Source organism: Leisingera daeponensis DSM 23529, assembly GCF_000473145.1.
In the GTDB taxonomy this organism is placed as follows: domain Bacteria; phylum Pseudomonadota; class Alphaproteobacteria; order Rhodobacterales; family Rhodobacteraceae; genus Leisingera; species Leisingera daeponensis.
Genome location: NZ_KI421500.1, coordinates 2,180,076 through 2,202,353 on the forward strand (window position 1 = coordinate 2,180,076; position 22,278 = coordinate 2,202,353).

General features: G+C 64.6%; 23 protein-coding genes. 10 read left to right on the top strand and 13 right to left on the bottom strand.

Annotated features, from left to right (window positions below):
* The first annotated feature begins 237 nt into the window (after nucleotides 1-237).
* Nucleotides 238-1,095: a DUF2189 domain-containing protein gene (locus tag DAEP_RS0111065; protein ID WP_008554820.1), complete on the top strand. Its 858-nt coding sequence runs from the start codon at nucleotides 238-240 to the stop codon at nucleotides 1,093-1,095.
* A gap of 63 nt (nucleotides 1,096-1,158) precedes the next feature.
* On the opposite strand, the gene DAEP_RS0111070 is transcribed toward DAEP_RS0111065, so the two are convergent.
* Nucleotides 1,159-2,142 carry an NAD(P)H-quinone oxidoreductase gene (locus DAEP_RS0111070; protein ID WP_027244693.1) on the bottom strand — a complete coding sequence of 328 codons (984 nt, stop codon included), beginning with the start codon at nucleotides 2,140-2,142 and terminating at the stop codon, nucleotides 1,159-1,161.
* Nucleotides 2,143-2,266: 124 nt separating this feature from the next.
* The gene (locus tag DAEP_RS0111075) at nucleotides 2,267-2,968 is read right to left on the bottom strand and encodes a COQ9 family protein (protein WP_008557983.1); all 702 of its coding nucleotides are present in this window, start codon (nucleotides 2,966-2,968) and stop codon (nucleotides 2,267-2,269) included.
* A 116-nt stretch (nucleotides 2,969-3,084) separates the two neighbouring features.
* On the opposite strand from DAEP_RS0111075, the gene rpsU reads away from it, so the two are divergent.
* Both rpsU and DAEP_RS0111085 read left to right on the top strand, forming a co-directional pair.
* The gene (rpsU, locus tag DAEP_RS0111080) at nucleotides 3,085-3,291 is read left to right on the top strand and encodes a 30S ribosomal protein S21 (protein ID WP_005614280.1); all 207 of its coding nucleotides are present in this window, start codon (nucleotides 3,085-3,087) and stop codon (nucleotides 3,289-3,291) included.
* 715 nt (nucleotides 3,292-4,006) lie between these two features.
* Nucleotides 4,007-5,050, top strand: coding sequence for a CAP domain-containing protein (locus DAEP_RS0111085; protein WP_027244694.1), 1,044 nt, complete (start codon nucleotides 4,007-4,009; stop codon nucleotides 5,048-5,050).
* A gap of 82 nt (nucleotides 5,051-5,132) precedes the next feature.
* On the opposite strand, the gene ppk2 is transcribed toward DAEP_RS0111085, so the two are convergent.
* Nucleotides 5,133-6,050 (bottom strand): polyphosphate kinase 2, encoded by a 918-nt coding sequence (ppk2, locus tag DAEP_RS0111090; RefSeq protein WP_008554675.1) that lies wholly within the window; start codon nucleotides 6,048-6,050, stop codon nucleotides 5,133-5,135.
* Between the two features lie 333 nt (nucleotides 6,051-6,383).
* A complete protein-coding gene (locus tag DAEP_RS0111095) occupies nucleotides 6,384-6,842 on the bottom strand; it encodes an Lrp/AsnC family transcriptional regulator (protein ID WP_008556791.1) in 459 nt (152 codons plus the stop codon).
* A gap of 139 nt (nucleotides 6,843-6,981) precedes the next feature.
* Between DAEP_RS0111095 and ald the strand changes: the two genes are divergently transcribed.
* The 4 genes from ald (at nucleotide 6,982) to DAEP_RS0111115 (ending at nucleotide 11,393) form a co-directional block, all read left to right on the top strand.
* Nucleotides 6,982-8,100, top strand: a complete 1,119-nt coding sequence (gene ald, locus DAEP_RS0111100) for an alanine dehydrogenase (protein ID WP_027244695.1) — start codon at nucleotides 6,982-6,984, stop codon at nucleotides 8,098-8,100.
* Between the two features lie 288 nt (nucleotides 8,101-8,388).
* The gene (locus DAEP_RS0111105; RefSeq protein ID WP_027244696.1) at nucleotides 8,389-9,273 is read left to right on the top strand and encodes a hypothetical protein; all 885 of its coding nucleotides are present in this window, start codon (nucleotides 8,389-8,391) and stop codon (nucleotides 9,271-9,273) included.
* A 196-nt stretch (nucleotides 9,274-9,469) separates the two neighbouring features.
* Nucleotides 9,470-10,375, top strand: a complete 906-nt coding sequence (locus DAEP_RS23950) for a calcium-binding protein (RefSeq protein ID WP_154665053.1) — start codon at nucleotides 9,470-9,472, stop codon at nucleotides 10,373-10,375.
* A 211-nt stretch (nucleotides 10,376-10,586) separates the two neighbouring features.
* The gene (locus DAEP_RS0111115) at nucleotides 10,587-11,393 is read left to right on the top strand and encodes a mechanosensitive ion channel family protein (RefSeq protein WP_027244697.1); all 807 of its coding nucleotides are present in this window, start codon (nucleotides 10,587-10,589) and stop codon (nucleotides 11,391-11,393) included.
* A gap of 98 nt (nucleotides 11,394-11,491) precedes the next feature.
* Here DAEP_RS0111115 and DAEP_RS0111120 read toward each other — a convergent pair whose 3' ends face one another.
* The 5 genes from DAEP_RS0111120 to DAEP_RS0111140 form a co-directional block, all read right to left on the bottom strand.
* Nucleotides 11,492-12,028, bottom strand: coding sequence for a hypothetical protein (locus tag DAEP_RS0111120; RefSeq protein ID WP_027244698.1), 537 nt, complete (start codon nucleotides 12,026-12,028; stop codon nucleotides 11,492-11,494).
* A 244-nt stretch (nucleotides 12,029-12,272) separates the two neighbouring features.
* Nucleotides 12,273-12,803 (bottom strand): GNAT family N-acetyltransferase, encoded by a 531-nt coding sequence (locus tag DAEP_RS0111125; protein ID WP_027244699.1) that lies wholly within the window; start codon nucleotides 12,801-12,803, stop codon nucleotides 12,273-12,275.
* Nucleotides 12,800-13,249: a YtoQ family protein gene (locus DAEP_RS0111130; RefSeq protein ID WP_027244700.1), complete on the bottom strand. Its 450-nt coding sequence runs from the start codon at nucleotides 13,247-13,249 to the stop codon at nucleotides 12,800-12,802. The genes DAEP_RS0111125 and DAEP_RS0111130 overlap by 4 nt, the downstream gene beginning before the upstream one ends.
* Nucleotides 13,240-13,902 carry a phosphoribosyltransferase gene (locus tag DAEP_RS0111135; protein WP_027244701.1) on the bottom strand — a complete coding sequence of 221 codons (663 nt, stop codon included), beginning with the start codon at nucleotides 13,900-13,902 and terminating at the stop codon, nucleotides 13,240-13,242. Before DAEP_RS0111135 ends, DAEP_RS0111130 begins: the two co-directional genes overlap by 10 nt.
* A 51-nt stretch (nucleotides 13,903-13,953) precedes the next feature.
* Nucleotides 13,954-14,589: a class I SAM-dependent methyltransferase gene (locus DAEP_RS0111140; protein WP_027244702.1), complete on the bottom strand. Its 636-nt coding sequence runs from the start codon at nucleotides 14,587-14,589 to the stop codon at nucleotides 13,954-13,956.
* An 87-nt stretch (nucleotides 14,590-14,676) separates the two neighbouring features.
* Here DAEP_RS0111140 and DAEP_RS0111145 point away from each other — a divergent pair, with 87 nt between their 5' ends.
* Nucleotides 14,677-15,555: a LysR family transcriptional regulator gene (locus DAEP_RS0111145; protein ID WP_027244703.1), complete on the top strand. Its 879-nt coding sequence runs from the start codon at nucleotides 14,677-14,679 to the stop codon at nucleotides 15,553-15,555.
* Between the two features lie 88 nt (nucleotides 15,556-15,643).
* Here DAEP_RS0111145 and pheT read toward each other — a convergent pair whose 3' ends face one another.
* From pheT to pheS, 3 genes are read right to left on the bottom strand one after another with little or no spacing between them, the layout of a single operon-like run.
* Nucleotides 15,644-18,040, bottom strand: coding sequence for a phenylalanine--tRNA ligase subunit beta (gene pheT / locus DAEP_RS0111150; protein ID WP_027244704.1), 2,397 nt, complete (start codon nucleotides 18,038-18,040; stop codon nucleotides 15,644-15,646).
* Between the two features lie 4 nt (nucleotides 18,041-18,044).
* Nucleotides 18,045-18,323 (bottom strand): YrhK family protein, encoded by a 279-nt coding sequence (locus tag DAEP_RS0111155; RefSeq protein WP_027244705.1) that lies wholly within the window; start codon nucleotides 18,321-18,323, stop codon nucleotides 18,045-18,047.
* Nucleotides 18,324-18,340: 17 nt separating this feature from the next.
* The gene (gene pheS / locus DAEP_RS0111160) at nucleotides 18,341-19,414 is read right to left on the bottom strand and encodes a phenylalanine--tRNA ligase subunit alpha (RefSeq protein WP_008555021.1); all 1,074 of its coding nucleotides are present in this window, start codon (nucleotides 19,412-19,414) and stop codon (nucleotides 18,341-18,343) included.
* Between the two features lie 182 nt (nucleotides 19,415-19,596).
* On the opposite strand from pheS, the gene DAEP_RS0111165 reads away from it, so the two are divergent.
* On the top strand, nucleotides 19,597-20,232 hold the full coding sequence (locus DAEP_RS0111165) for a DUF1326 domain-containing protein (RefSeq protein WP_027244706.1): 636 nt from the start codon (nucleotides 19,597-19,599) through the stop codon (nucleotides 20,230-20,232).
* 6 nt (nucleotides 20,233-20,238) lie between these two features.
* Here DAEP_RS0111165 and DAEP_RS0111170 read toward each other — a convergent pair whose 3' ends face one another.
* The gene (locus tag DAEP_RS0111170) at nucleotides 20,239-21,003 is read right to left on the bottom strand and encodes a MauE/DoxX family redox-associated membrane protein (RefSeq protein ID WP_027244707.1); all 765 of its coding nucleotides are present in this window, start codon (nucleotides 21,001-21,003) and stop codon (nucleotides 20,239-20,241) included.
* Nucleotides 21,004-21,211: 208 nt separating this feature from the next.
* On the opposite strand from DAEP_RS0111170, the gene DAEP_RS0111175 reads away from it, so the two are divergent.
* Nucleotides 21,212-22,258 carry a PAS domain-containing sensor histidine kinase gene (locus DAEP_RS0111175; RefSeq protein WP_036760616.1) on the top strand — a complete coding sequence of 349 codons (1,047 nt, stop codon included), beginning with the start codon at nucleotides 21,212-21,214 and terminating at the stop codon, nucleotides 22,256-22,258.
* Nucleotides 22,259-22,278 lie beyond the last annotated feature (20 nt).

Consider the following 22,278-nt stretch of genomic DNA (forward strand, 5'->3'; position numbering starts at 1 on the left):
GAAAGATGAAGCTGGCGCCGCAGTGTCGCAGGGGGAACGGCCTGAGCCGCCGCCGTTTCACCTTTCCGCAAATACTCCCGCCGGCGGCAGGCGCCGCAAGGCGCCCTTCTTCTCGCGCAGCGGTAAAGGCCCTGTGAAGCGGACTTTGCCGCGTTTCGTGCTACAATAAATCCACGTGCCGCGCCCGGCCCTGCCTAAACGGCACTTCCGTTTTGGTCAGCGAGGAGGAGGAAGCGCATGGCAAAGACAATCGGTAACCCGCTCAGCTGGCTTCTGCAGGGTGCAGAAACCACCGGGCACCATATCAGTGAAACGGTCGGCGAGATGGGCAGCGACGGCGTGCGGGAGCTGCCGCAGGCGCGCGAACTGAGCATGGATGACATCATCCATTCCCTGGCCGCGGGCCTGGAGGACTTTGCCGCCTGCCGCAGCGATGCGATGTTCCTGGTGCTGTTTTATCCGCTCATCGGCATCGCGCTGATCGTGATGAGCCTGTCGATGAACCTGCTGCCGCTGATCGTGCCCATGATCATGGGCTTCGCGATCCTCGGGCCGGTGGCAGCAATCGGCCTCTATGAAATGTCCAGGCGCCGCGAAGAAGGGATGGAGCCGCGCTGGGTGGATGCCTTAAGCGTCACCCGCTCGCCCGCCTTCGGCGCCATTCTGGTGCTGGGGCTGTATCTGGCGGCGTTGTTCGTCATCTGGCTGGTGGCGGCGGACATGATCTACAGCCGCACCCTGGGACCGGAGCCGCCGTCCTCGATCACAAGTTTTGCTGCCGACGTGCTGACCACCCGCGCAGGCTGGATCATGGCCATCGCGGGCGGCGCTGTGGGCGCAGTGTTTGCCTTTGCCGCGCTGGCGATGAGCATCGTGTCCTTCCCGCTGCTGCTGGACCGCCACGTGGGCCTCCCGGTGGCGGTGGCTACCTCGATCCGGGTGATGCGCAAGAACCCCGTCGTCTGCATGACCTGGGGCGTGCTTGTCGGATCCGCGCTGGTGATCGGCGCGATCCCGTTCCTGGCCGGGCTGATCATCGTGGTGCCGGTGCTGGGCCATGCCACCTGGCACCTCTACCGGCGCGCCGTGCAGTAGCAGCCGCGCAAACAAACAGGGGCCGGCGGATCCGCCGGCCCTTGCGCGTGTACCCCTAAGGCATCACGCTACCTTCAGAACGATCTTCCCGATATGGCCGGAACTTTCCATCCGGGCATGCGCCGCGGCGGCGTCCGCCAGCGCAAATTCGCTGTCCATCACCGGCGCCACCTTGCCCGCCTCGATCAGCGGCCAGACCGCCTCGCTCAGATCCTGCGCAATCCGCGCCTTGGCCAGGTCGCTTTGCGGCCGGAGCGTCGAGCCGGTCAGCGTCAGCCGCTTCACCATCATCAGGGCAAAGTTCAGCTCCACCTTCGGCCCTTGCAGAAAGGCAATCTGCACCAGCCGCCCGTCCTCGGCCAGCGCCTTGACGTTGCGCGGGATATAATCACCGCCGACCATGTCCAGCACCAGATCGGCGCCGCCCTCGCCTTGCAACACCTGGACGAAATCCTCGTCGCGGTAGTTGATCGCGCGCTCGGCGCCCAGGTCCAGGCAGGCCTGGCATTTTTCATCCGAACCTGCCGTGGCGAACACCCGCGCCCCGAACTCCCGCGCCAGCTGGATCGCGGTGGTGCCGATCCCGGACGAGCCGCCATGCACCAGGAACCGCTCCCCCGCTTTCAGGCCGCCGCGGGTGAAGACATTGGACCAGACGGTAAAAAAGGTCTCCGGCAGGCAGGCCGCCTGTTTCAGGTCCAGCCCGGCAGGCACCGGCAGGCAATGCGCCGCCGGTGTTGCAACATATTCGGCATAGCCGCCGCCAGGCAGCAATGCACAGACCTGATCGCCTTCGCTGATGCCGCTGACGCCCGCACCGACCGCCACGACCTCGCCCGAGGCTTCCAGTCCCGGCAGATCGCTGGCGCCTTTTGGCGGATCGTAGGCGCCCGCGCGCTGCAGCGCGTCTGGGCGGTTCACCCCGGCATAGGCCACCTTGATCACCACCTCGCCATGCCCCGCCTGCGGCACCGGGCGCTCACACAGCTGCAGCACCTCCGGCCCGCCGGGCTTGCTGATTTCCACCGCGCGCATCATCTCTGTCATGGGAAATATCCTCCTGATCCTTGCCCCTTGCCTAGCATCCGGCAAGGGGGGCGCAAACAGCAAAGGCGCCGCAGCCGGGCGCCTTTGCGGACAGATCCGTCCGGCCAGTCGATCCGTGTCCGACTCAGCGCCGCGGGTTCAGCGACCCCGGCAGATCATCACGGCCTTTCGGCGGCTTGATCTGCTCCGCCAGCCAGTTCGGCCCCACCAGGAACGGCTTCAGCAGCGGATTCTTCTGCAGCCCGGCCTTCAGCTTCTCGAAATCCATCACGTTGTCGATGCGCCGGTCCAGGAAATCCCAGGTCGCCTGGTGGTTCAGGCTGTCGTCGCCCAGCCAGTAGAGCACCGTGGCGGAATAGACCCCGGCCAGCGAGGCGCGCTTGGTGTACCAATTCAGATCGTCCGAGCCGTCGCCCAGCGCCTCCCAGATCAGGTCGCAGGTGTTCCAGATCGCCTTGACCCCGTCGCCGGCATACTGCGGCAGCGTCAGCAGCGTGGTGCCGCGGCGCACCGCCTCCTTGTCATCGACCGCCTCCAGCCGGAAGCGCACCGCCGCCGCCACCTTGTCGCGGAACCGCAGGCCGGACAGATCCTCGGCCTCCAGCCGCGCCAGCATCCGCGAATCGCCGCGCGCATGATAGGCCAGCGCCAGATCCACGCCGCCGCGCGGGCAGACCGCGTGGGCCAGCACCTCCGGCACATCCGCGTCCTGGCAGGCGGCGCGGAACGTCACCTCCGTCCAGCCGTCAAACGGCACATGCAAAAGCGCCGCATCCAACAGTTTTTCCCTGATATCGTCCTGCGCGCGATCCTGGTCTTCGGTCATCTCACCCTCCAGCTGGCAGTGTTCTGACACCCTACTAGACAAAATATGCGCGCTTTGCTATACGGCCACTTCCTGCAAATCCTTGCAACTCAACTTAGAAAGGTGGTGAAAACCACATGCAGGTTAGTGTTCGCGACAACAACGTCGATCAGGCGCTTCGTGCCCTGAAGAAAAAGCTGCAGCGTGAAGGCGTCTTCCGCGAAATGAAGCTCAAGCAACATTTCGAGAAGCCGTCCGAGAAAAAAGCGCGCGAGAAAGCTGAAGCGATCCGCCGTGCCCGTAAACTGGCACGCAAGAAAGCCCAGCGCGAAGGTCTGCTGTAAGCACACCTTGCTCTCCAGCTTTGGACAGCACTACGGCGGTCCCCGGACCTGCCGGAACATAAGATCAGACGACCCCCGCGGCCCTGCCCGGGGGTTTGTCATTTGTACTGGCTGCAAGCACGGCCCGCGCAATTTGCAGCACACGCAATAATCGTGAGATATTTCGGATTACATCTTTAGGGTGTATTTCTTGTTTTCGTTCTGCTATACAGGAAGTGCGGCCGGGCAAGTCTGATGCGTTTCCCTAACTTTGCTCCCGCCGCCCGGGCCTGGAACACCCGGAACTCTGAAACCCGGGGCAGGCTGCGCCTCCCCCCATTAATACCGGCGCCCGTCTTGGTCCCTGCAAACAAGGCACGCCTCTCCGGGTTTCCATAGATGCCGGGCGCCGCCAGCTTCCCCCCGCCGGCGCCCGGCCTTCCTGTTCCCTCCGATGGCATATCCCACCCTGCTCAGCCGTCCGGCAGCCAGCGACCGAATCCCTTGCCGCACCCCGTGCCATCCTGCCCCATCCGGCGGCGGGATGGCGCCTGCGGCGGATGCGGGCCGCTGGCCGGTGCTTCGCGCGCAGGTTTCCGCGTATCGCGCCCGGCGCTTCGGGCAGAGCTTCGCCGCAAACCCGCCTCTGCCCCCTGCCGCCCTTTCAGCCATCTGATTTTCCGTTAACCGGGTGGCGAACCGCCGCACAGTCGGCACACTCACGGAGCAGTACACGATGTCACAGGCAAGCGAACTCGAGCGCCAGATGCTCGACCTGATCAACGCCGAGCGCACTTCGCGCGGGCTCAATCCAGTGCAGCTGGAGCTGCGCCTCAACGATTCGTCAGAAGACCACAGCGAGTGGATGCTGCAGCAGGATGTGTTCTCCCACACCGGCGCGGGCGGCTCCAGCGCGGGCGACCGGATGAAGGACGCAGGCTTTGTCTTTTCCGGCAGCTGGACCTGGGCCGAAAACATTGCCTGGCAAAGCGAGCGCGGCGCCGCCGGCCTCTCCGATGACGTCGTCGATCTGCACAATTCGCTGATGAACAGCCCCGGCCACCGCGCCAACATCCTGAACGCCAATGTCGAGGTGATCGGCATCGGTATCGAGCAGGGCAACTTCAACGGCTGGGACGCCGTCATGGTCACCCAGAACTTCGCCAAGACCAGCGCGCCGCTGCAGCTCGACAGCGGCAGTTCCGGCGGCGGCTCTGGCGGCAGCACCGGCACCGGCGCCACCGCCGGCGATGACATCCTGACCCTGAGCAGCGCAGGCAGCCTGGACGGTCTGGGTGGCAACGATACCCTGACCGGCAGCGGCGGCAGCGACAGCCTCAGCGGCGACGGCGGCCGCGACAAGCTGCTTGGCCGGGCCGGCAGTGACAGCCTGGACGGTGGCGCCGGCAACGACGTTCTGCGCGGCGGCGGCGGCGCGGACGATCTGAACGGCGGCGGCGGCAGGGACAGGCTGATTGGCGGCGCCGGCTCCGACACCTTGGACGGCGGATCGGGCAATGACCGGCTGACCGGCAAGAGCGGCGCTGACATCTTTGTTTTCAGCAGCGGCAACGACACCGTCACCGATTTCAACCCGAATGCCAGCGGCGAGCGCATCGACCTGGGCGCGGCGGATGGCATCACCAGCTACGCCGACCTGATGAACAGCCACACCAGCCAGACCGCAAACGGCCTGCTGATCACCGACATCGACGGCGACAGCATGCTGCTGGCGGGCATCACCTCCCAAGACCTCAGCGCAGGCGACTTCCTGTTCTGATCCCCACCGGGCAAACCACGAAAGGGCGCGCCGCGGCGCGCCCTTTTTCATGTGCGGGCTGCAGTGCCCGGGGCTTCAAGCTTCAATAGATTTTCGGCACGTACAGCTCATCCGGCAGCACCTGGCGCTCGTAATCCGGATTGTACTTGCGGTCCGGCAGCACCACCTTCTCCCCCGGCACCTCCTCATAAGGGATCTTGGTCAGCAGGTGCTCGATGCAGTTCAGCCTCTCGCGCTTCTTGTCGTTGCCCTCGACGATATACCAGGGCGCCTCGGGGATGTTGGTGCGCTTGAACATCGCCTCCTTGGCCTTGGTGTACTGCTCCCAGCGGATCCGGCTCTCCAGATCCATCGCCGACAGCTTCCACTGCTTCATCGGATCGTGAATGCGCATCATGAACCGCAGCTGCTGCTCCTCGTCGGTGATCGAGAACCAGTATTTCAGCAGGATAATGCCCGACCGCACCAGCATCCTCTCGAATTCCGGAACGTCCTGAAAGAACTGCTCGACCTGATCGTCGCTGGCGAAGCCCATCACCCGTTCGACACCCGCGCGGTTATACCAGGAGCGGTCGAACAGAACGATCTCGCCGCCCGCCGGCAGATGCGGCACGTAGCGCTGGAAATACCACTGGCTCTGCTCGCGGCGGTTCGGAGCCGGCAGCGCCACCACCCGCGCCACCCGCGGGTCCAGCCGCTGGGTGATCCGCTTGATCACCCCGCCCTTGCCGGCCGCATCACGGCCCTCGAACAGGATGCAGACCTTGGCGCCGGTGTGCTGCACCCAGTCCTGCACCTTGATCAGCTCCGCCTGCAGCCGCAGGAGGTTGCGGAAATAGACCTGCCGGTCGAGCATCTCCGGGTGCTGCTCACGATAAATCTTGCGGATCTCCTGGCTCAGCATCGGCTCGGAGAACTCAATCTCGATATCCTCGTCCAGCGTGTCCTGCAGCTCCGCTTCCAGCCAATCCAGGGATGCGGTTTCAAATTCGCGGGTCACGGGCAGGGTTCCTTCCTTGTCAGGTGGTGCAAACGCCGCCTTTTACCGGCAGCATGTGAATGTTTGATGTCATCCCGCCGGAACAGCCGCGGAATACCTAGCTGCGCGTGACGGAAAACCATCTGCCGGCTGCGCCCCCCGGACCGGAGACCGCGTGCCGGCAGCTTCCTTTAAGGCAACCGGAAATTCCGCCCGGTTTCAAGCCCAAAGCCAGCCACGCCCGCGCAACCGGCTGGAACAGCTGCTGCCGCCGTCCATCGCTGGCACGGATGGCGCGCAGGGGGTGCACAGAGGGTGTACAGGAGGTGCACGCAAAACACCCCCGCCGGCGCCTCAGACCGGCAGTGCCGTTGTCTTGAACACGGTGCGCAGCGCAAAGCTCGACTGCATCTGCGCCACCCCCGGCAGCCGCGCCAGGTGCTGACGGTGGATGCGGGCGAAATCCTCGGTGTTTTCCGCCACCACCTTCAGAATGTAATCCGCCGTCCCCGCCATCAGATGGCACTCCAGCACATCCGGGATTCTGGACACCGCCTTCTCAAACGCGTCCAGCACCTCGTCCGCCTGGCCGGACAGGGTGATCTCGACAAACACCGTTGACGGCACATTCATCTTGCGCGCATCCAGCAGCGCGACATAATCGCGGATATACCCCTCCGCCTCCAGCCGCTGCACCCGCCGGTGGCAGGCCGAGGCGGACAGGTTCACCCGCTCCGACAGGTCGGCGTTGGAGATGCGGCCCTGTTTCTGCAGAACCGAGAGTATGCGACGATCTGTTTCGTCCAAAGACATTTCGCGAAGATCCTTGCTGGGTTTGGCATGTATAGTCGAAGATTCTTCGAAAGGCATGTTTTTATTTTGCCCAAAAAAGAAGCACCTTTTCCGCTGCCTGCGGCAAAATGACCGCAGACAGTTTTGAGGAGAGACTCACATGAAAATCGGCTGCCCCACCGAGATCAAACCGCAGGAATTCCGCGTCGGCATGACCCCTGACGCCGCCCGCGAGGCCGTCAGCCACGGCCATGAGGTTGTCATCCAGAAAGGCGCCGGCATGGGCGCAGGCTTCACCGACGAGGACTATGTCTCCGCCGGGGCCGCGATCCTGGACACCGCCGAGGAAATCTTTGCCACTGCCGACATGATCGTCAAGGTGAAGGAACCGCAGGCGGTTGAGCGCAAGATGCTGCGCGAAGGCCAGCTGCTGTTCACCTACCTGCACCTGGCCCCCGATCCGGAGCAGACCAAAGACCTGCTGGAAAGCGGCTGTACTGCAATTGCTTACGAGACCGTCACCGACGACCGCGGCGGCCTGCCGCTGCTGGCGCCGATGTCGGAAGTGGCCGGCCGCCTGGCTCCGCAGGTCGGCGCCTGGACCCTGCAAAAGGCCAACGGCGGCCGCGGCGTGCTGATGGGCGGCGTCCCCGGCGTGGCTCCGGCCAAGGTCGTGGTGATCGGCGGCGGCGTCGTCGGTACCCACGCAGCCAAGGTCGCGGCCGGCATGGGCGCGGATGTGACAATCCTCGACCGGTCGCTGACCCGCCTGAAGTACCTGGACGACGTCTTCGGCCGCTCGTTCAAGAACCAGTACTCCACCGCCGGCGCAACGGCCGAGCTGGTGCGCGAGGCAGACATGGTGATCGGCGCGGTCCTGATCCCGGGCGCGGCAGCGCCGAAACTGGTGTCCCGTGCGCAGCTGTCGGAGATGAAGCCGGGCGCGGTTCTGGTGGACGTCGCCATCGACCAGGGCGGCTGCTTCGAGACCTCCAAGGCGACCACCCACGCCGAGCCGATCTATGAGGTCGACGGCATCATGCACTACTGCGTGGCCAACATGCCGGGCGCCGTGGCGCGCACCTCGACCCAGGCCCTGGGCAATGCGACCCTGCCCTTCATGCTGAACCTGGCCAACAAAGGCTGGCGCCAGGCGTGTGAGGACGACCCGCACCTGCTGAACGGCCTGAACGTGCACGCAGGCCAGCTGACCTACTACGCGGTCGGCGAAGCCCTCGGTCTGGACGTGCTGTCGCCGAAACTGGCGTTGAAGCAGTAAGGCCAAGGCCCGCACGCACTGCGGAAATTAGAAAGCCCCGCCCGACCGGCGGGGCTTTTGCTTTGCCGGACGTCCGGAGCGTCACCGGCAGGCGCTCATGCGCCCGGCCCCGCTTCCGTTCACCTATTGGATACAATCGGGAAGGTTTGTTCCCGGCTGAGTGGTTTTTAGCCCTCGCAAATTTTGTTAAAAATAAGGCGAATTTGTGAAAATGCGGCATGCCTGAACAGCAACGGCCGGCAGGGCAAGGCCGCTCAGCCATTTCCGGTCACAAGGGAACTCCCCCCTATGCCTGATAGTTCAAAGATCTTTACCTATGCGGTGGAGGGTCTCACCTACACCGTCACCGTTTACGAGGAAAACGGCGAATTTTTTGCCGATATCACCGTCGGCGAAGGCGCAATGGATGTGAATGCCATCTACTTTGGCGATGACGACTTCTCCGGCTCCAGCGAGGCGCTGAAGGGCCCGCTGAACATGAATGGCGCCAGCCTCGACGGCGAAAAAGTGCAGTGGGACGAGGCCACCGAACTCAGCAGCCCCGGCCTAGGCCCGGAAGGAGAAGCCAAGGAAACTTACTTGCAGGCCGGGGATACGATGACGGTTGCCCTGGACATCGAAGACCTGGATGAAATTGGCGTCTTCGGCATCCGCGCCACTTCCACGACCACCGACGCAGGTTCCATCAAGGCCGTCAGCAGCGATCCTGAGGAGCCGGTGGAGCCGGAAGACCCCTTCTATGGCAAGGTTTTTTTCGGGGAGGTGTTTTCCGAAACCGGCGACCCGCTAGGGGGCACCTACATTCTGGAAGAAGAACCCGATCCGAACCCCTACAGCGTGCCGGCGCTTCCCGAGGGAACCGAGCCCACCTTTGAAAACTACCTGTCTTACTACCTGTCGGATGAGATGGGCGGCGATCTGGCCGCGGTGGAGGGCGTGGTCTTTTACGGCCCCGGCGAGGACGGCACCCAGGAAGAGCTGTTCCGCATTGCAGCACCGGAGGGCGGTTTCGCGGGCGCCGATGCGCTGCTGGCGGCCTATGACGGTGCTCTCAGCGGTACAGAGGATCTGTCCGGACAGGACCTGATGGCAGCACTGAGCCTGTACGATTATGCCATGCCGGAGCCGGAAACCGTTGAGGACATGAGCGCGGACGAATTCGATATGGTCTGACCAGCGCCCCGCCTGTCGCTTGTGTGTTCTGGTGCGGCTGGGGGCATCTCAGCCGCCCGCGGATCTCCCGAGCCTTGACCTTACGGAAATACCGGGGCAAGCGACACGGTTGATCCTTGAAATCGCCGCAACCCTTAGTATAGCCCCTCCTTACCAGCACTATTAACGACTGTGAAACTTATCAAGGGTTGAGTACATGCCGACAATGACTGTGACCGGGTCTCTGGAAGCTCAGATGGCCGGGCTTGTTGCAACCTTCAACGGCGCGCAGCTGAACAACAAATACGACACCGGCACCTTCCTGCTGATCTACAACTACCCCTATTCTGTGAGCCTTTTCGGCAACGACCTGCGGGTGCCCGGCTCAGGCAGCTATTTCATCACCGGCAGCATCACCGAATTTGAATATTCTGAGATTTCCCTGACCCCGTCGATTAAATTCAGCGATAAACTGGTGCTGGACGGCGTCGATGTCAGTGCGGACGGCCTATTCGACCTGACCAGCCGCACCGCCACCACGGCCACGGGCCGGTTCGATCTCGACCAGTTTGTATCTTTCGTGAACGGTGAAGACTGGACCATCAGCGGTTCTGACGAAGACGATAACATCCGGCCCGGTCAGTACTACAAGCTGGCCGGCAGCGAAACTATCGATGCCGGACGCGGGGCGGATACTGTCTCCGCCGGAGCGGGCGCCGATTCCATTTCCGGCGGCAGCGGCAGAGATGTTCTCAAGGGCCGCAACGGCAAGGATACCATTGATGGCGGGTCCGGCGCCGACAGGCTGATGGGCGGCAACGGCAACGACAACCTGTATGGCGGTGGCGGCAAAGATGTCCTGTACGGCAACAGGGGCAACGACACCCTGGACGGAGGCGACGGCGCTGACCTCTTCGTGTTCAAGCGCGGAGACGGCTCCGACACAATCCTCAATTTCGACACCAGCGAGGACCTGATCCGGATCAAGCGCGGCGCCTCCGATTTCTCTGATCTCACGATTTCGCAAACAGACGGCGGCGCCGAAGTCAGTTTCGCCAACGTCTCCATCACGCTATCCGGCCTTGACGCCGAGGACATCACCGCCGATCTGTTCTTGTTCTGACGGCGGCAGAGAGCTGCGGCCCATCCCGCGGCTCTCTGCTGGGCTTTCCCTTTTCACCGCAGGAACAAGCTGCTTGCTTGCGGCGTCCCTTCCTCTCCCGTGAAAGTTGAGCCTTCGCCGCCCGAACTTTCCCCGCTGCGCCCTATTGCCACAGCCCGGCTCTTCCACGACAGTCCGGCGCAATGAATGACAGCGCGGAGGGACAGCGCACATGGAACAGATGATGCAAGAGGCAGGCGCCTATTGGCCCCTGTTGGTAAGTGGCGCCAAGGCGCTGGTGGTGCTGATCCTCGGCTGGATTGCCACCGGCTGGATCAGCAGCGTGGTCCGGCGGCGGATCAACAGCACGCCGCAGATCGACCCGACACTGGGCAATTTTGCCGCCAGCACAGTACGCTGGGTGCTGCTCCTGGTGGTGCTGGTTGCCGTCCTCAACATCTTCGGGATCGAAGCCACCAGCCTGGTCGCCATGCTGGGCGCCGCCACCCTGGCGATCGGTCTGGCGCTGCAGGGCACGCTCAGCGATCTGGCCGCGGGGGTGATGCTGATCCTGTTCCGCCCCTACAAGATCGGCCAGTTTGTCGACATCGGCGGCACCTCGGGCACCGTGAAGGATCTGAACCTCTTCGTGACCGAGCTGGCGACGCCGGATAACGTGCAGATCATCGTGCCAAACGGCAAGGCCTGGGGCGCGATCATCACCAACTTCTCGCATCACCCCACACGCCGCGCCGACCTCGTGTTCGGCATCGACTACGGCGACAGCGCCGAGGTGGCCAAGGCAATCATCCTGGAGCAGGCAAACGCCGACCCCCGGGTGCTGCAGGATCCCGCCCCTTGGGTCCGGGTCACCAACCTGGGCGAAAGCTCCGTCGATCTGACCGCACGGCTCTGGTGCCAGGCAGATGATTACTGGGAGCTGAAATTTGCCCTGATGCAGAGCGTGAAAGAGGCGTTTGACGCCAAGGGCATCTCAATCCCCTACCCGCACACGGTGGAAGTCAAGAAGGAAGGCTGAGGCCCTCCCGCCCGTCTTCGGGCCCTGCGGGCCTCAGCCCGTTGGGCCCGGCGCCCCCCCCCTGCGGCGGGGCGTCTTGCAGTGCGGCAGCGGCCGGCTCAGCGCGACCGGGCGGCAGTGGCGGCAAGGGTGGCAGCCTGGCGCGCCCGCGCCGCACGGGCCCGCTCGAGCCGCCTGTCCTGCGGCTGTTCGGGCGGCCAGCCGCAGACAACCGTGCTCCCGTCCAGATCGGTAAAGGCCCATTGCGCGGCCAGCAGCTGATAGCTTTTGACCTCCCAGCCGGAGGTATCGGGTTCAAACCGCAGCCGCCAGGTGCCCCGCACCTGGACCGGCAGCCGCAGCTGCTGGATCCGGACCATCGCGTCGTGCCCGGTCATCGCCGCGCGCACCCCCTGCGCCCGCAGCTTCTTCATCCGCTCCACCAGCGCTGCCGCTTCCCGCAACCGGCGGCCGGCAAACACCACTTCAATCTCCGTCCCTGGCCGGACAATCCCCTTCACCACCAGATCACGGCGGTTGTTGCGGCTGAACACCGGCACCAGCTCAACCGGAACGTCGCGCACCTCGCGCTTGAACAGGCCCGCATCCTCGATCTGCGGGGTGATTTGCGAGGGTGGTCTGCGGCGGTTCGTCATGGCATGTCCCGGCATCGCCCGGTTAAGCGAGCGGCTGCCCTGTCAACTGTCTTGTGTCTTTTCCCGCACCCTAGGCCGCCGCGCTTAACGAAGCGTTGAATGAGCGCAAAAAGGGAGTACCGCCGTAAAAAACCAGCGGCGTCCGTGCGGGCGAAGCACCGCCGCGCCGCGCAAAGCGCGGCGCCACCCCCAACGCTGCCTGGCGCTTCCCCGGAAGCGCCTTCAGGGGCGGGAGAACCCGGCCTCAGACACGCGCGACCGGCCGTTTCATAACCAGCGCCGGAGCGTCTTTGTACACCGCTTCGCCTGCAGGCGCGTATCCCAGCTTGCGCGCCACCCGCTGGGATGCCGCGTGAGAAGGGTCAAGGATACAGGCGGTCTCCGCCCAATCCGTGGCCTCCGCCGCCCACTGATGCATACGGCGCACCGCTTCGGTTGCCAGCCCCCGGCCTTGCATGTCAGGCGCCAGCACCCAGCCCGCTTCGGGGATGCCGTCCAGCGGCGGCTCCATCGCGCGCCGGAAATCGGCAAACCCAACCTCACCGATGAACGTGCCGCAGCCGCGCAGGGTCACCGCCCAATAGCCATAGCCCAGCGCCTGCCAATGGCCGATGTAGCGCAGCAGCCGGGTCCAGCTTTCCTGCAGGGTCGAGGGCTGGCCGGAAATGAACCGCACCACCTCCGGCTCTGCCCAGAGCGCCGCGACGGCAGCAAAATCCTGCACCCTATGCGGGCGCAGGATCAGCCGGTCCGTCTCCAGAACCGGATAGGTCATCCAGGCAGCTTGCCAGTCAGCACATAGCGCAGGATCTCAACCACCTGGCGCGGCTCCTCTGCCACTGCCAGCGCGGCCGCATGGACCTCTTTCAGCGCGTGCTGATGCTCCGGCGGGCTCAGCACAATCACCGATTTGCCCAACGCGGCAGCAAAGCCTGCGTCAAAGGCCGCGTTCCACTGCTTGTACTTGTCGCCAAACCGCACCACGACCACATCGGCGTCCGAGATCCCCTTGCGGGTGCGGATTGCATTCACCATCGCGCCCTTGTGGTCGTGCCAGTACTTGTTCTCCTCAGCCCCGAGGATGGCCACGCCGCAGTCGTCGCTGGCATCATGATCGGTAACCGGCGCGCTGAAGCTCACCTCCAGCCCCCGTGCGCCCTCGACAATCTGCTCCCGCCAGTCGGTGTGAATCTCGCCCGAAAGATATACCTTCAATGCCACGTCCTGTCCTTTCCTGCGCCAGCCTGCGGGGCCGCGGCCAAGGCAGCCGTGACCTCATCATCGCTGGTCTGTGCAAAATCCCTGTAATGCGCGCCGACCGCCCAGAATTCCTTGGGGCTCAGCAGGCAGATCACAGTATCCACCAGCGGGCGCAGTTCGTCCACCGCTTCCGGCGGCGCCACCGGCACCGCCAGAATCACCTCTGCCGGCTTGCGTTCCTTGAGCCAGGAATGCGCCGCCATAAAGGTCGCGCCGGTGGCGATGCCGTCATCCACCACGATGACGGTGCGGCCCTCCAGCTCCACCGGATCGCGCCCTTGCAAATATCTGGCGCGGCGCGCGGCATTTTCCGCATGCGCCCCGGCAACCTGAGAAGCAAAATCCTCCGGCTTCATGCCCATGGCCTGCAACAGCGCACCGTTGAAAATCGGCTTGCTGCCCTCCGCCACCGCACCGGCGGCCAGTTCCGGGTTGGAGGGCATGCCGATCTTGCGGATCAGGATCAGGTCCAGCGGAGCGTTCAGCTTTTGCGCAATGGGCAGCGCCACAGGAACCCCGCCCCGCGGCAGCGCCAGCACCACGGGGTCTTTCATCTCCAGCTCAGCCAGTCTGTCGGCCAGCTGACGCCCGGCAGTGATCCGGTCCTCAAACATCCGGGTCGCCTCCACCCCGTAACCTAGCGCGGCGGCGCAAAAGGCAACGCCTCAGCGGCGCCGCGCCACCAGGTAGCGCCCGGGCGTGTCCGCCGGGTAATTGCCGGTCTCGATGATCTCGAACCCTGCGCGCTGCACCGCGGCCTCCAGCGTGCGGATATCCAGGAAATCCACATAGCTGGGCGCCTTGCCCGCCAGCCGCATCAGCGGGATGGCCACGGTATACATCCAGTACTTCCAGGTTCCCCGCGCCTCGCCCAGGCAGGGCGTCTTGGAGATGAACAGCCCGCCCGCGGGCAGCTTGGCGGCTATCGCATCCAGCGCAGCCTCGAAATCCGGCACCAGATGCAGGAGGTTGAAGGCCATCACCGCATCAAACGGCCCGTCCGGCGCGCTCAGCACATCGCAGCAGCGGAAATCCACATTGGAAGCCGCCGCATTCCAGGCCCGTTCCCGGCCCACCTTCAGCATCTCTTCCGACAAGTCGGTTGCGATAATTTCCCCCGCGGTCGGCGCCAGCGCAATCGCGGTGGAGCCGGTGCCGCAGCCCAGCTCCAGCACCCTGTCGCTGTCCTGCAAGTAAGAGCGCGTGCGCTCCAGCGTGTAGCGGTAGGCATCCAGGTCCCGTATCGGGGCCTCGGCGTATTTCGGGGCAATCCTGTTCCAAAAGCGGGCGTCGGCTGTCATGGCGGCTCTCCTTGCTGAGCTTGAGCCTATCCATGCAGGAACCACAGATAAATTGCCGAAATCCGCAAGTCCGTTATACATATTTGCATGGAAAACCCTGACTGGAACCACATCCGCGCCTTCCTCGCCACCGCCGAGACCGGGTCGCTGTCCGCAGCCGCCCGCCGGCTTGGCCTGACCCAGCCAACGCTGTCGCGCCAGGTCGCCGCGCTGGAGGCGGAGCTGGGCGTGCTGCTGTTCGAACGCCCTGGCCGTGCCCTGGCGCTGACCGAGGCGGGGCACGAGCTGCTGACCCACAGCCGCAAGATGGGCGAGGCCGCGAATAGCCTGACCCTGGCCGCCACCGGCCAGGCGCAATCCATCGAGGGCACGGTTCGGATCACCGCCTCGGATGTGATGTCGGCGCATGTGCTGCCGCCGGTGCTGCACCAGCTGCGCCAGCGGGCACCGCGCCTGACAATTGACGTGGTGGCCGCCAACGACATCCGCGACCTGATGCGGCGCGAGGCCGATATCGCCATCCGCCACGTCCGCCCCGAACAGCCCGAGCTGATCGCCCGCCTGGTGCAGGAGGCCACTGCTCATTTCTATGCCGCCCCCAGCTATCTGGAGCGCCGCGGACGGCCCTCAGCGCCGGCCGGTCTGGCGGATCATGACTTTGTCGGTTTTGCCGACGTCGACCGCTCCATCGCCTTCATGGCGCCGCTGGGCATCCATCTCACAGCGGACAACTTCCGCATCAGATCCACCAGCGGCCTGGCGTCCTGGGAGCTTGTCAAACAGGGCTTCGGCGTGTGCCCGATGATGGATGATGTGGCCGCCGTCACGCCGGGGGTAGAGCGGCTGCTGCCGGGGATGGAGCCGCTCACCTTCCCGGTCTGGCTGACCACCCACCGCGAGCTGCACACCAGCCGCCGGATCCGGCTGGTGTTCGACCTGCTCGCGGAGTTCTTTGCCGGCAGGTGAAAAAATAAGGCGGCGCCCGTCAGGTGCGCCGCCCAAAAGTTTTCTGAGAACTATTGCCAAGACTTTTCAAAAAGTCTTGGGCCCGGTGTCACCCCCGCAGGGTGCCGCCGGTTGCCTTGGTGACCTTGGCGATGATCTTCTCGCTCACCGCCTCGATATCCTTTTCCTTCAGCGTCTGGTCGCTGGGCTGCAGCCGCACGGTGATCGCCAGTGACTTCTTGCCCTCACCCAGGGAGCCGCCGATGAATTCGTCAAACACGCGCACATCCTCGATCAGCGCCTTGTCGGCACCGGCGGCGGCATTGACCAGGGTCAGCGCCTCCACATCCGCATCGACCACAAAGGCGAAATCGCGCTCCACCGCCTGCAGATCGCTGATCGCCAGCGCCGGGCGGGTGGCGCCGGATTTGCGCGGCAGCGGCACCTCGTCCGGGAAGATGGTGAAGGCCACGGCCGCGCCCTTGATCCCCATCTGCTTCAGCACCTTCGGATGCAGCTCGCCAAAGACGCCGAGAATCTTTTTCGGACCCAGGCAGATACGGCCATGGCGGCCCGGGTGCCACCAGGCAGCACCGTCGCGCAGGACCTGCACCTTGGCCGGCGCGCCGATGGCGGCCAGAACCGCCTCGGCATCCGCCTTGGCGTCATAGAGATCCACCGCCCGCGAAGCACCATGCACGTCTTTGGGTCCGGTGCGCCCGACCAGCAGGCCCGCGATCTGGTTGACCTGCTCGCCCGGCTCGCCGCCGGTAAAGGCAGGCCCAGCCTCAAACAGCGCCAGGTCCATGAAACCGCGTGCCTGATTGCGGGCCGCTGCCTGCAGCAGCCCTGCCAGCAGATCGGGGCGCATGTGCGACATTTCCGAGGAGATCGGGTTGGCCAGCATGGTGGCATCATCGCCGCCGCCGAACAGCGCCGCCGAGGCTTTGTCGATGAAGCTGTAGCTGACGATCTCGTTATAGCCGAGGCTGGCGCAAGTGCGGCGCGCCATCTGCTGGCGGCGCTGCTGCGGCGTCATCACCGGCTTCGGGATACCATCGGTCAGCCGCGGCAGCGGCTTGCCCTGCAGCTTGGTCAGAGAGGCAATCCGCGCGACCTCTTCCACCAGGTCGGCCTCGCCCTGCACATCCGGGCGCCAGCTGGGCACATGCGCCATGTTGCCTTCCAGGCGGAAGCCGAGGCGGGTCAGGGTCTGGCGCTGGTCGCTTTCCGGGATCTCCATCCCCACCAGTGACTGCACCCGGCCGGAGTCCAGCTTATAGGCGCGGGAATGATCCGGCACATCGCCCGCAATCACCATCTCTGACGGCTCGCCGCCGCAGATATCCAGGATCATCTGGGTCGCCCGGTGCAGGCCTTCGATGGTGTATTCCGGATCCACGCCGCGCTCGAACCGGTAGCGCGCGTCGGAGTTGATCTTGAGCGCCCGGCCCGCCATCGCGATCTGCACGTGATCCCAGAACGCGCTCTCCAGGAACACATCCACGGTGCCTTCGGTGCAGCCGGTTTCCGCGCCGCCCATGATGCCGCCGATGCTCTCCACGCCGTTTTCGTCGGAGATCACCATGTGGCCCGCGCCGAGGGTGTATTTCTTCTCATCCAGCGCCACCAGCGTCTCGCCGCCCTGGGCGCGGTGCACCCGCAGGTTGCCCTGCACCTTGGCCGCATCGAACACATGCAGCGGGCGGTTCTGGTCGAAGGTGAAGAAGTTGGTCACATCCACCAGCGCCGAGATCGGGCGCAGGCCGATCGCCGTCAGCCGGTCCTGCAGCCACTGCGGGCTGGGGCCATTCTTCACGCCCTTGATCACCCGGCCCGCAAACAGCGGGCAGCCGTCGAGGGTGTCTTCGTCGATGGTGACCTTGATCGGGCTGTCGAAATCGCCCGGAATCGCCTCGAATGCGCGGGTCTTCAGGGTGCCGAGGCCGCGCGCCGCCAGGTCGCGGGCAATGCCATAGACGCCCAGCGCATCGGGACGGTTCGGGGTGATCGCAATCTCGATCACCGGATCGACCTTGGCCGGATCGTTCTCCGCCAGCCAGTCCACAAACTTGTCGCCGACCGCGCCCGAGGGCAGTTCGATGATGCCGTCATGCTCCTCCGACAGCTCCAGCTCGCGCTCGGAGGCCATCATGCCAAAGCTCTCGATGCCGCGGATCTTGCCGACGCCGATGGTGATATCCAGGCCCGGAACATACATCCCCGGCTTGCAGACCACCACGGTGATGCCTTCCCGTGCATTCGGCGCGCCGCAGATGATCTGCAGCTCGCCCTCGTCGGTGTCGACCTTGCAGACCCGCAGCTTGTCGGCATCCGGATGCTTCTCGGCGTGCTTCACATAGCCGAGGGTAAAGTCCTTCAGCGCATCGGCCGGATTGACGACCCCTTCGACCTCAAGGCCCAGATCGGTCAGGGCTTCGGTGATCTCCTCCACCGAGGCGTCGGTGTCGAGGTGGTCTTTCAGCCAGGAAAGCGTGAATTTCATGTGTTTAGTCCTTGAACCTCTGGGCCAGATCCGCGTCGTCCCCCATGGCTGCCAGCCGCAGATCCCGCACAAGGCGCAGGGTCGGCTTAGCTGCAAACAGGATGGACCCAATCAGAAACAGCCAGGTGCCTGCCGTTTTCAGGCTCTCATCGAAAAAGAAGACCGAACCAATGATGAAGCACAAAGCCGCGGAAAAATCTATGATCGTATAGACGATCTCGTAAACCGCGTATTTGCGCCGTTTGGCGGCAGAGCCGCCTCTGTGGTCCTGGTCAAAAAGCATGGATCACTCCCGGCGGATCACCGCGACAACCCGCCATGCAGCGCCGGCATGTCCAGGCTCTGAAAGCCGTAGTGGCGCAGCCAGCGCAGGTCGCTGTCGAAGAAGGCGCGCAGGTCGGGGATGCCGTATTTCAGCATCGCCAGACGGTCGATGCCGATGCCGAAGGCAAAGCCCTGATAGATCTCCGGGTCGATGCCGCCGGCCGCGATCACCTTGGGGTGCACCATGCCGGAGCCGAGGATCTCCATCCAGTCGTCGCCCTCGCCGATCTTCAGCGTGCCGCCCTCCCAGGAGCAGCGGATGTCGACCTCTGCCGACGGCTCGGTGAAGGGGAAGTGGGAGGCGCGGAAGCGCAGCTCGACGCCGTCCACCTCGAAGAAGGATTTGACGAATTCCTCCAGCACCCACTTGAGGTTCGCCATCGAAATGTCCTTGTCCAGCGCCAGGCCTTCGACCTGGTGGAACATCGGCGTGTGGGTCTGGTCATAGTCGGCGCGGTAGACGCCGCCCGGGCAGATGATGCGCAGCGGCGCGCCCATCTTCTCCATCGAGCGGATCTGCACGGGGCTGGTATGGGTGCGCAGCACATGCGGCGGGCGGTTGTCGCCCTCGGCGCGGTGCATATAGAAGGTGTCCATTTCGGCGCGTGCGGGATGGTGGCCGGGGATGTTCAGCGCATCGAAATTGTACCAGTCGGTATCGATCCGCGGCCCTTCGGCGACGGAGAAGCCAAGTTCGGCGAAGATCGCGGTGATCTCTTCCTGCACCTGGCTGATCGGATGCAGGCTGCCCTGGCGGGAGGGGCGCGACGGCAGGGTCACATCCAGCCATTCGGTGCGCAGGCGCTCATCCAGGGCGGCATCTTCCAGACCCGCCTTCTTGGCCGCCAGCGCCGAGTTGATCTCATCCTTCAGCGCGTTCAGCGCCGGGCCGGCCGCCTGGCGCTCCTCCGGGGTCATCTTGCCCAGCTCGCGCATCTTCAGCGCCACTTCGCCCTTCTTGCCGACGGCGGCAAGACGGATCGCCTCCAGCGCCGCCTCGTCGGCGGCCTCTGCAATCTGACCCAGGTATTTGGCTTTAAGATCGTCCATCACGGCCCCTCGAATTCTGCTTGTGTCCTGCTACCACAAGAGCGGCTGAAAGCAAGAGGGCGGCGGCGGAAGGCGCGCGGCTGTGTCGCCGCCCTGCGCCAGGCCGGTTCCCGGCCTGAAATGATGCCCGTTTTGTGATACACTCCGCGCACATCTTATCAGCTGCTCCGGAGGACACAGCCATGGCACATGCAGATTGGTACATCGAAGGGCGCAGCTTCGGGAACTGCAACTGCAACTACGGCTGCCCCTGCCAGTTCGAGGATCTGCCCACCCACGGGCATTGCACCGGATTTGAGGTGATCCATGTCGGTAAGGGCCATTTCGAGGAAACCGACCTCGCAGGCACCCGCGCTGCCCTGCTCTACGCCTGGCCCGGTCCGATCTTCGAAGGCAAGGGCGCCTTGCAGGCGATCATCGACGACCGCGCCACAGATGCCCAGCGCGCGGCGCTGGAAACCGTGCTGCTGGGCGGTGAAACGGAGGAGGAAGCCACCCACTGGTGGGTGTTCCGCGCCATGTGCGACACCGTGCATGAGACGCTCATCAAGCGGATCGACTATGAGGCCGACATCGAAAACCGCACCGCCACGGTGGAGATCGAGGGGCTGCTCAGCGCTTCGGGCCGCCCGATCCAGGCCCCGCATGGCGGCGGCCCGCACCGGGTCCGCATCGACATCCCCGGCGGCATCGAGTTCACCCTGGCCGAAATCGGCAGCGCCTCCAGCAAATCCACCGCGGCGATCAAGCTGGATCTGGACGACACCTACGGTCAATGGGCCATCATCCGCCACGGCCCGCACGGGATCGCGGCCTAGGCACCTTCAGCTCAACAGCATCCAGGCGCCCATACCCGCCATCATCAGGTTCTCGGTGAGCGAGACAAAGCCCAGCGGTACCGCGCTGCTGCCGCCCATGCAGGCGCATTTCAGCTCCCGCTTGTCAATATAGACCGCCTTGACCACCGACACCGCGCCAACCGTTCCGATCACCAGCGCCAGCGGCGCCGCCAGCCAGATCAGCACGCCCGCCAGCATCAGAAGGCCCGCCACCCCTTCGGCAAAGGGATAGACATAGGCGTAAGGAACAAACCGGCGGGCCAGCAGGTCATAGTTCAGGAACATGCTGGAAAAGCTTTCCACATCGCGCAGCTTCTGCAGCGCCAGCAGGCACATGGAAACGGCGACAAACCATTGCAGCGTCCGCCCGCCCGCCAGCGCCCCGAACGCGGCCCACTGCGCCGCCAGCGCAATTCCCAGCGCCATGGCAAACAGCGCAATCACCGGCACATAGGTGGTCTCCCCGTCGGCGCGGACCGGGATGCCGAAATGGGCGCGCAGGTCCTCATAGCCGCCAATCCGCTCGCCGCCGATATAGGTCTGCGGCGTGGTCTCGACTCCCGCCTGCTCCTGAAAGCGCTCAACCTCCTCGCGGGTGGCCAGCCGGTGGTCCTCAACTTCATGCCCTTTCCAGCGCAGCAACGCCTTGGACTTGAGCCCGTAGGGGCACAAATGGCCCGGCATATCCATCCGGTACAGCTTTGCGCTATTGCGGGAGGCGTTGGTGCGGGCGGGGTCTGCGGCGGTCATTGCGTGCTCCTGTTCCGGTCCTGGCCAATGGGTCATCGTCACCGGCTCAACGCCGCGCCCCCGCCCCAAAGTTCCGCCTGATTTGCCCGGGCCCGCAAAGGACGGTGCAGGAGCAGCATTTTAGCTGCCAGGCAGGCACCTTAGCTCTTGCAACGCAGGGGTTTGCGTGCGCACGGTAAACCGCACCTCGCAAAATGGATGTACCGTCATGCCGACGCACCTGGACCGGAGCACCTTGACCTGGAGGGTCACCCCCGACCTTCTCGGCGTCGTTGACGCTTCCGGTGTCTTTACCGACACCAACCCCGCCTGGTTCATCACGCTGGGCCTGCTGCCCGAGGAAATTGAAAGCCGCCAGTTCTTCCACTTTGTCCACCCGGACGACATCTCCCGGACAGAGGCAGCGTTCGAGCGCGTCAAGCACGGCCATCCGGTGCTGCAGTTCGAAAACCGCTACCGGCACAAAGACGGCTCCTACCGCTGGCTGTCCTGGAACGCGGTGCCGGAGGGGGACCGGTTCTTCTGCAGCGCCCGGGATGTCACCCGCGCCAAGGAAAACGAAGCCCATTTGGCCACCCGCGAGCAGGAGGCCCGTTTCCGCGAGCAGTTCATTGCGGTGCTGGGCCATGACCTGCGCAATCCGCTGTCAGCGGTCGGCGCGGCGCTGCGGCTCTTGGAGAATGAACCGCAATCCGCCAAGGCGCTGGAGATCCTGGCCCTGGGCCGCCAGTCCGTCACCCGCATGTCGTCGCTGATCAACGACATTCTCGATTTTGCCCGCGCCCGCCTGGGCAATGGCGTCGAGATCGACCACGCCGAAAAGACAGACCTGCGGCCGGTGCTGAGCCAGACGGTGGAGGAGATCCGGCTGGCCAATCCGGGCACGGAACTGCACGAGGAGTACAGCTTCCAGGATCCGCTCGGCTGCGACCCGGAGCGCATGGCCCAGCTGGTGTCGAACCTGCTGTCGAATGCGGTGACGCATGGCACGCCGGGCAAACCGGTCACGGTGACCGCCCGCGACGACGGCGGCGACTTCGTTCTGTCCGTCACCAACTCAGGCGCGCCGATCCCGGCAGAAACCATGGGCCGTCTGTTTGAGCCGTTCACCCGCGCCGAGATGCGGGCCTCTCAGAACGGTCTGGGGCTGGGTCTGTTCATCGCCCAGCAGATCGCCAAGGGCCATGGCGGCCTGCTGACAGCGCAATCGGACGAACAGACAACCGTCTTCACCCTGCGGATGCCCAGAGGCTGACCTGCACCAATCAGGTTATT

Bases quoted from the DNA above. Each gene is read 5' to 3' on its own strand.
- DAEP_RS0111065 (WP_008554820.1), top strand. From the start codon at position 238: ATGGCAAAGACAATCGGTAACCCGCTCAGCTGGCTTCTGCAGGGTGCA.
- DAEP_RS0111070 (WP_027244693.1), bottom strand. From the start codon at position 2,142: ATGACAGAGATGATGCGCGCGGTGGAAATCAGCAAGCCCGGCGGGCCG.
- DAEP_RS0111075 (WP_008557983.1), bottom strand. From the start codon at position 2,968: ATGACCGAAGACCAGGATCGCGCGCAGGACGATATCAGGGAAAAACTG.
- rpsU (WP_005614280.1), top strand. From the start codon at position 3,085: ATGCAGGTTAGTGTTCGCGACAACAACGTCGATCAGGCGCTTCGTGCC.
- DAEP_RS0111085 (WP_027244694.1), top strand. From the start codon at position 4,007: ATGTCACAGGCAAGCGAACTCGAGCGCCAGATGCTCGACCTGATCAAC.
- DAEP_RS0111095 (WP_008556791.1), bottom strand. From the start codon at position 6,842: ATGTCTTTGGACGAAACAGATCGTCGCATACTCTCGGTTCTGCAGAAA.
- ald (WP_027244695.1), top strand. From the start codon at position 6,982: ATGAAAATCGGCTGCCCCACCGAGATCAAACCGCAGGAATTCCGCGTC.
- DAEP_RS0111105 (WP_027244696.1), top strand. From the start codon at position 8,389: ATGCCTGATAGTTCAAAGATCTTTACCTATGCGGTGGAGGGTCTCACC.
- DAEP_RS23950 (WP_154665053.1), top strand. From the start codon at position 9,470: ATGCCGACAATGACTGTGACCGGGTCTCTGGAAGCTCAGATGGCCGGG.
- DAEP_RS0111115 (WP_027244697.1), top strand. From the start codon at position 10,587: ATGGAACAGATGATGCAAGAGGCAGGCGCCTATTGGCCCCTGTTGGTA.
- DAEP_RS0111120 (WP_027244698.1), bottom strand. From the start codon at position 12,028: ATGACGAACCGCCGCAGACCACCCTCGCAAATCACCCCGCAGATCGAG.
- DAEP_RS0111125 (WP_027244699.1), bottom strand. From the start codon at position 12,803: ATGACCTATCCGGTTCTGGAGACGGACCGGCTGATCCTGCGCCCGCAT.
- DAEP_RS0111135 (WP_027244701.1), bottom strand. From the start codon at position 13,902: ATGTTTGAGGACCGGATCACTGCCGGGCGTCAGCTGGCCGACAGACTG.
- DAEP_RS0111140 (WP_027244702.1), bottom strand. From the start codon at position 14,589: ATGACAGCCGACGCCCGCTTTTGGAACAGGATTGCCCCGAAATACGCC.
- DAEP_RS0111145 (WP_027244703.1), top strand. From the start codon at position 14,677: ATGGAAAACCCTGACTGGAACCACATCCGCGCCTTCCTCGCCACCGCC.
- pheT (WP_027244704.1), bottom strand. From the start codon at position 18,040: ATGAAATTCACGCTTTCCTGGCTGAAAGACCACCTCGACACCGACGCC.
- DAEP_RS0111155 (WP_027244705.1), bottom strand. From the start codon at position 18,323: ATGCTTTTTGACCAGGACCACAGAGGCGGCTCTGCCGCCAAACGGCGC.
- pheS (WP_008555021.1), bottom strand. From the start codon at position 19,414: ATGGACGATCTTAAAGCCAAATACCTGGGTCAGATTGCAGAGGCCGCC.
- DAEP_RS0111165 (WP_027244706.1), top strand. From the start codon at position 19,597: ATGGCACATGCAGATTGGTACATCGAAGGGCGCAGCTTCGGGAACTGC.
- DAEP_RS0111170 (WP_027244707.1), bottom strand. From the start codon at position 21,003: ATGACCGCCGCAGACCCCGCCCGCACCAACGCCTCCCGCAATAGCGCA.
- DAEP_RS0111175 (WP_036760616.1), top strand. From the start codon at position 21,212: ATGCCGACGCACCTGGACCGGAGCACCTTGACCTGGAGGGTCACCCCC.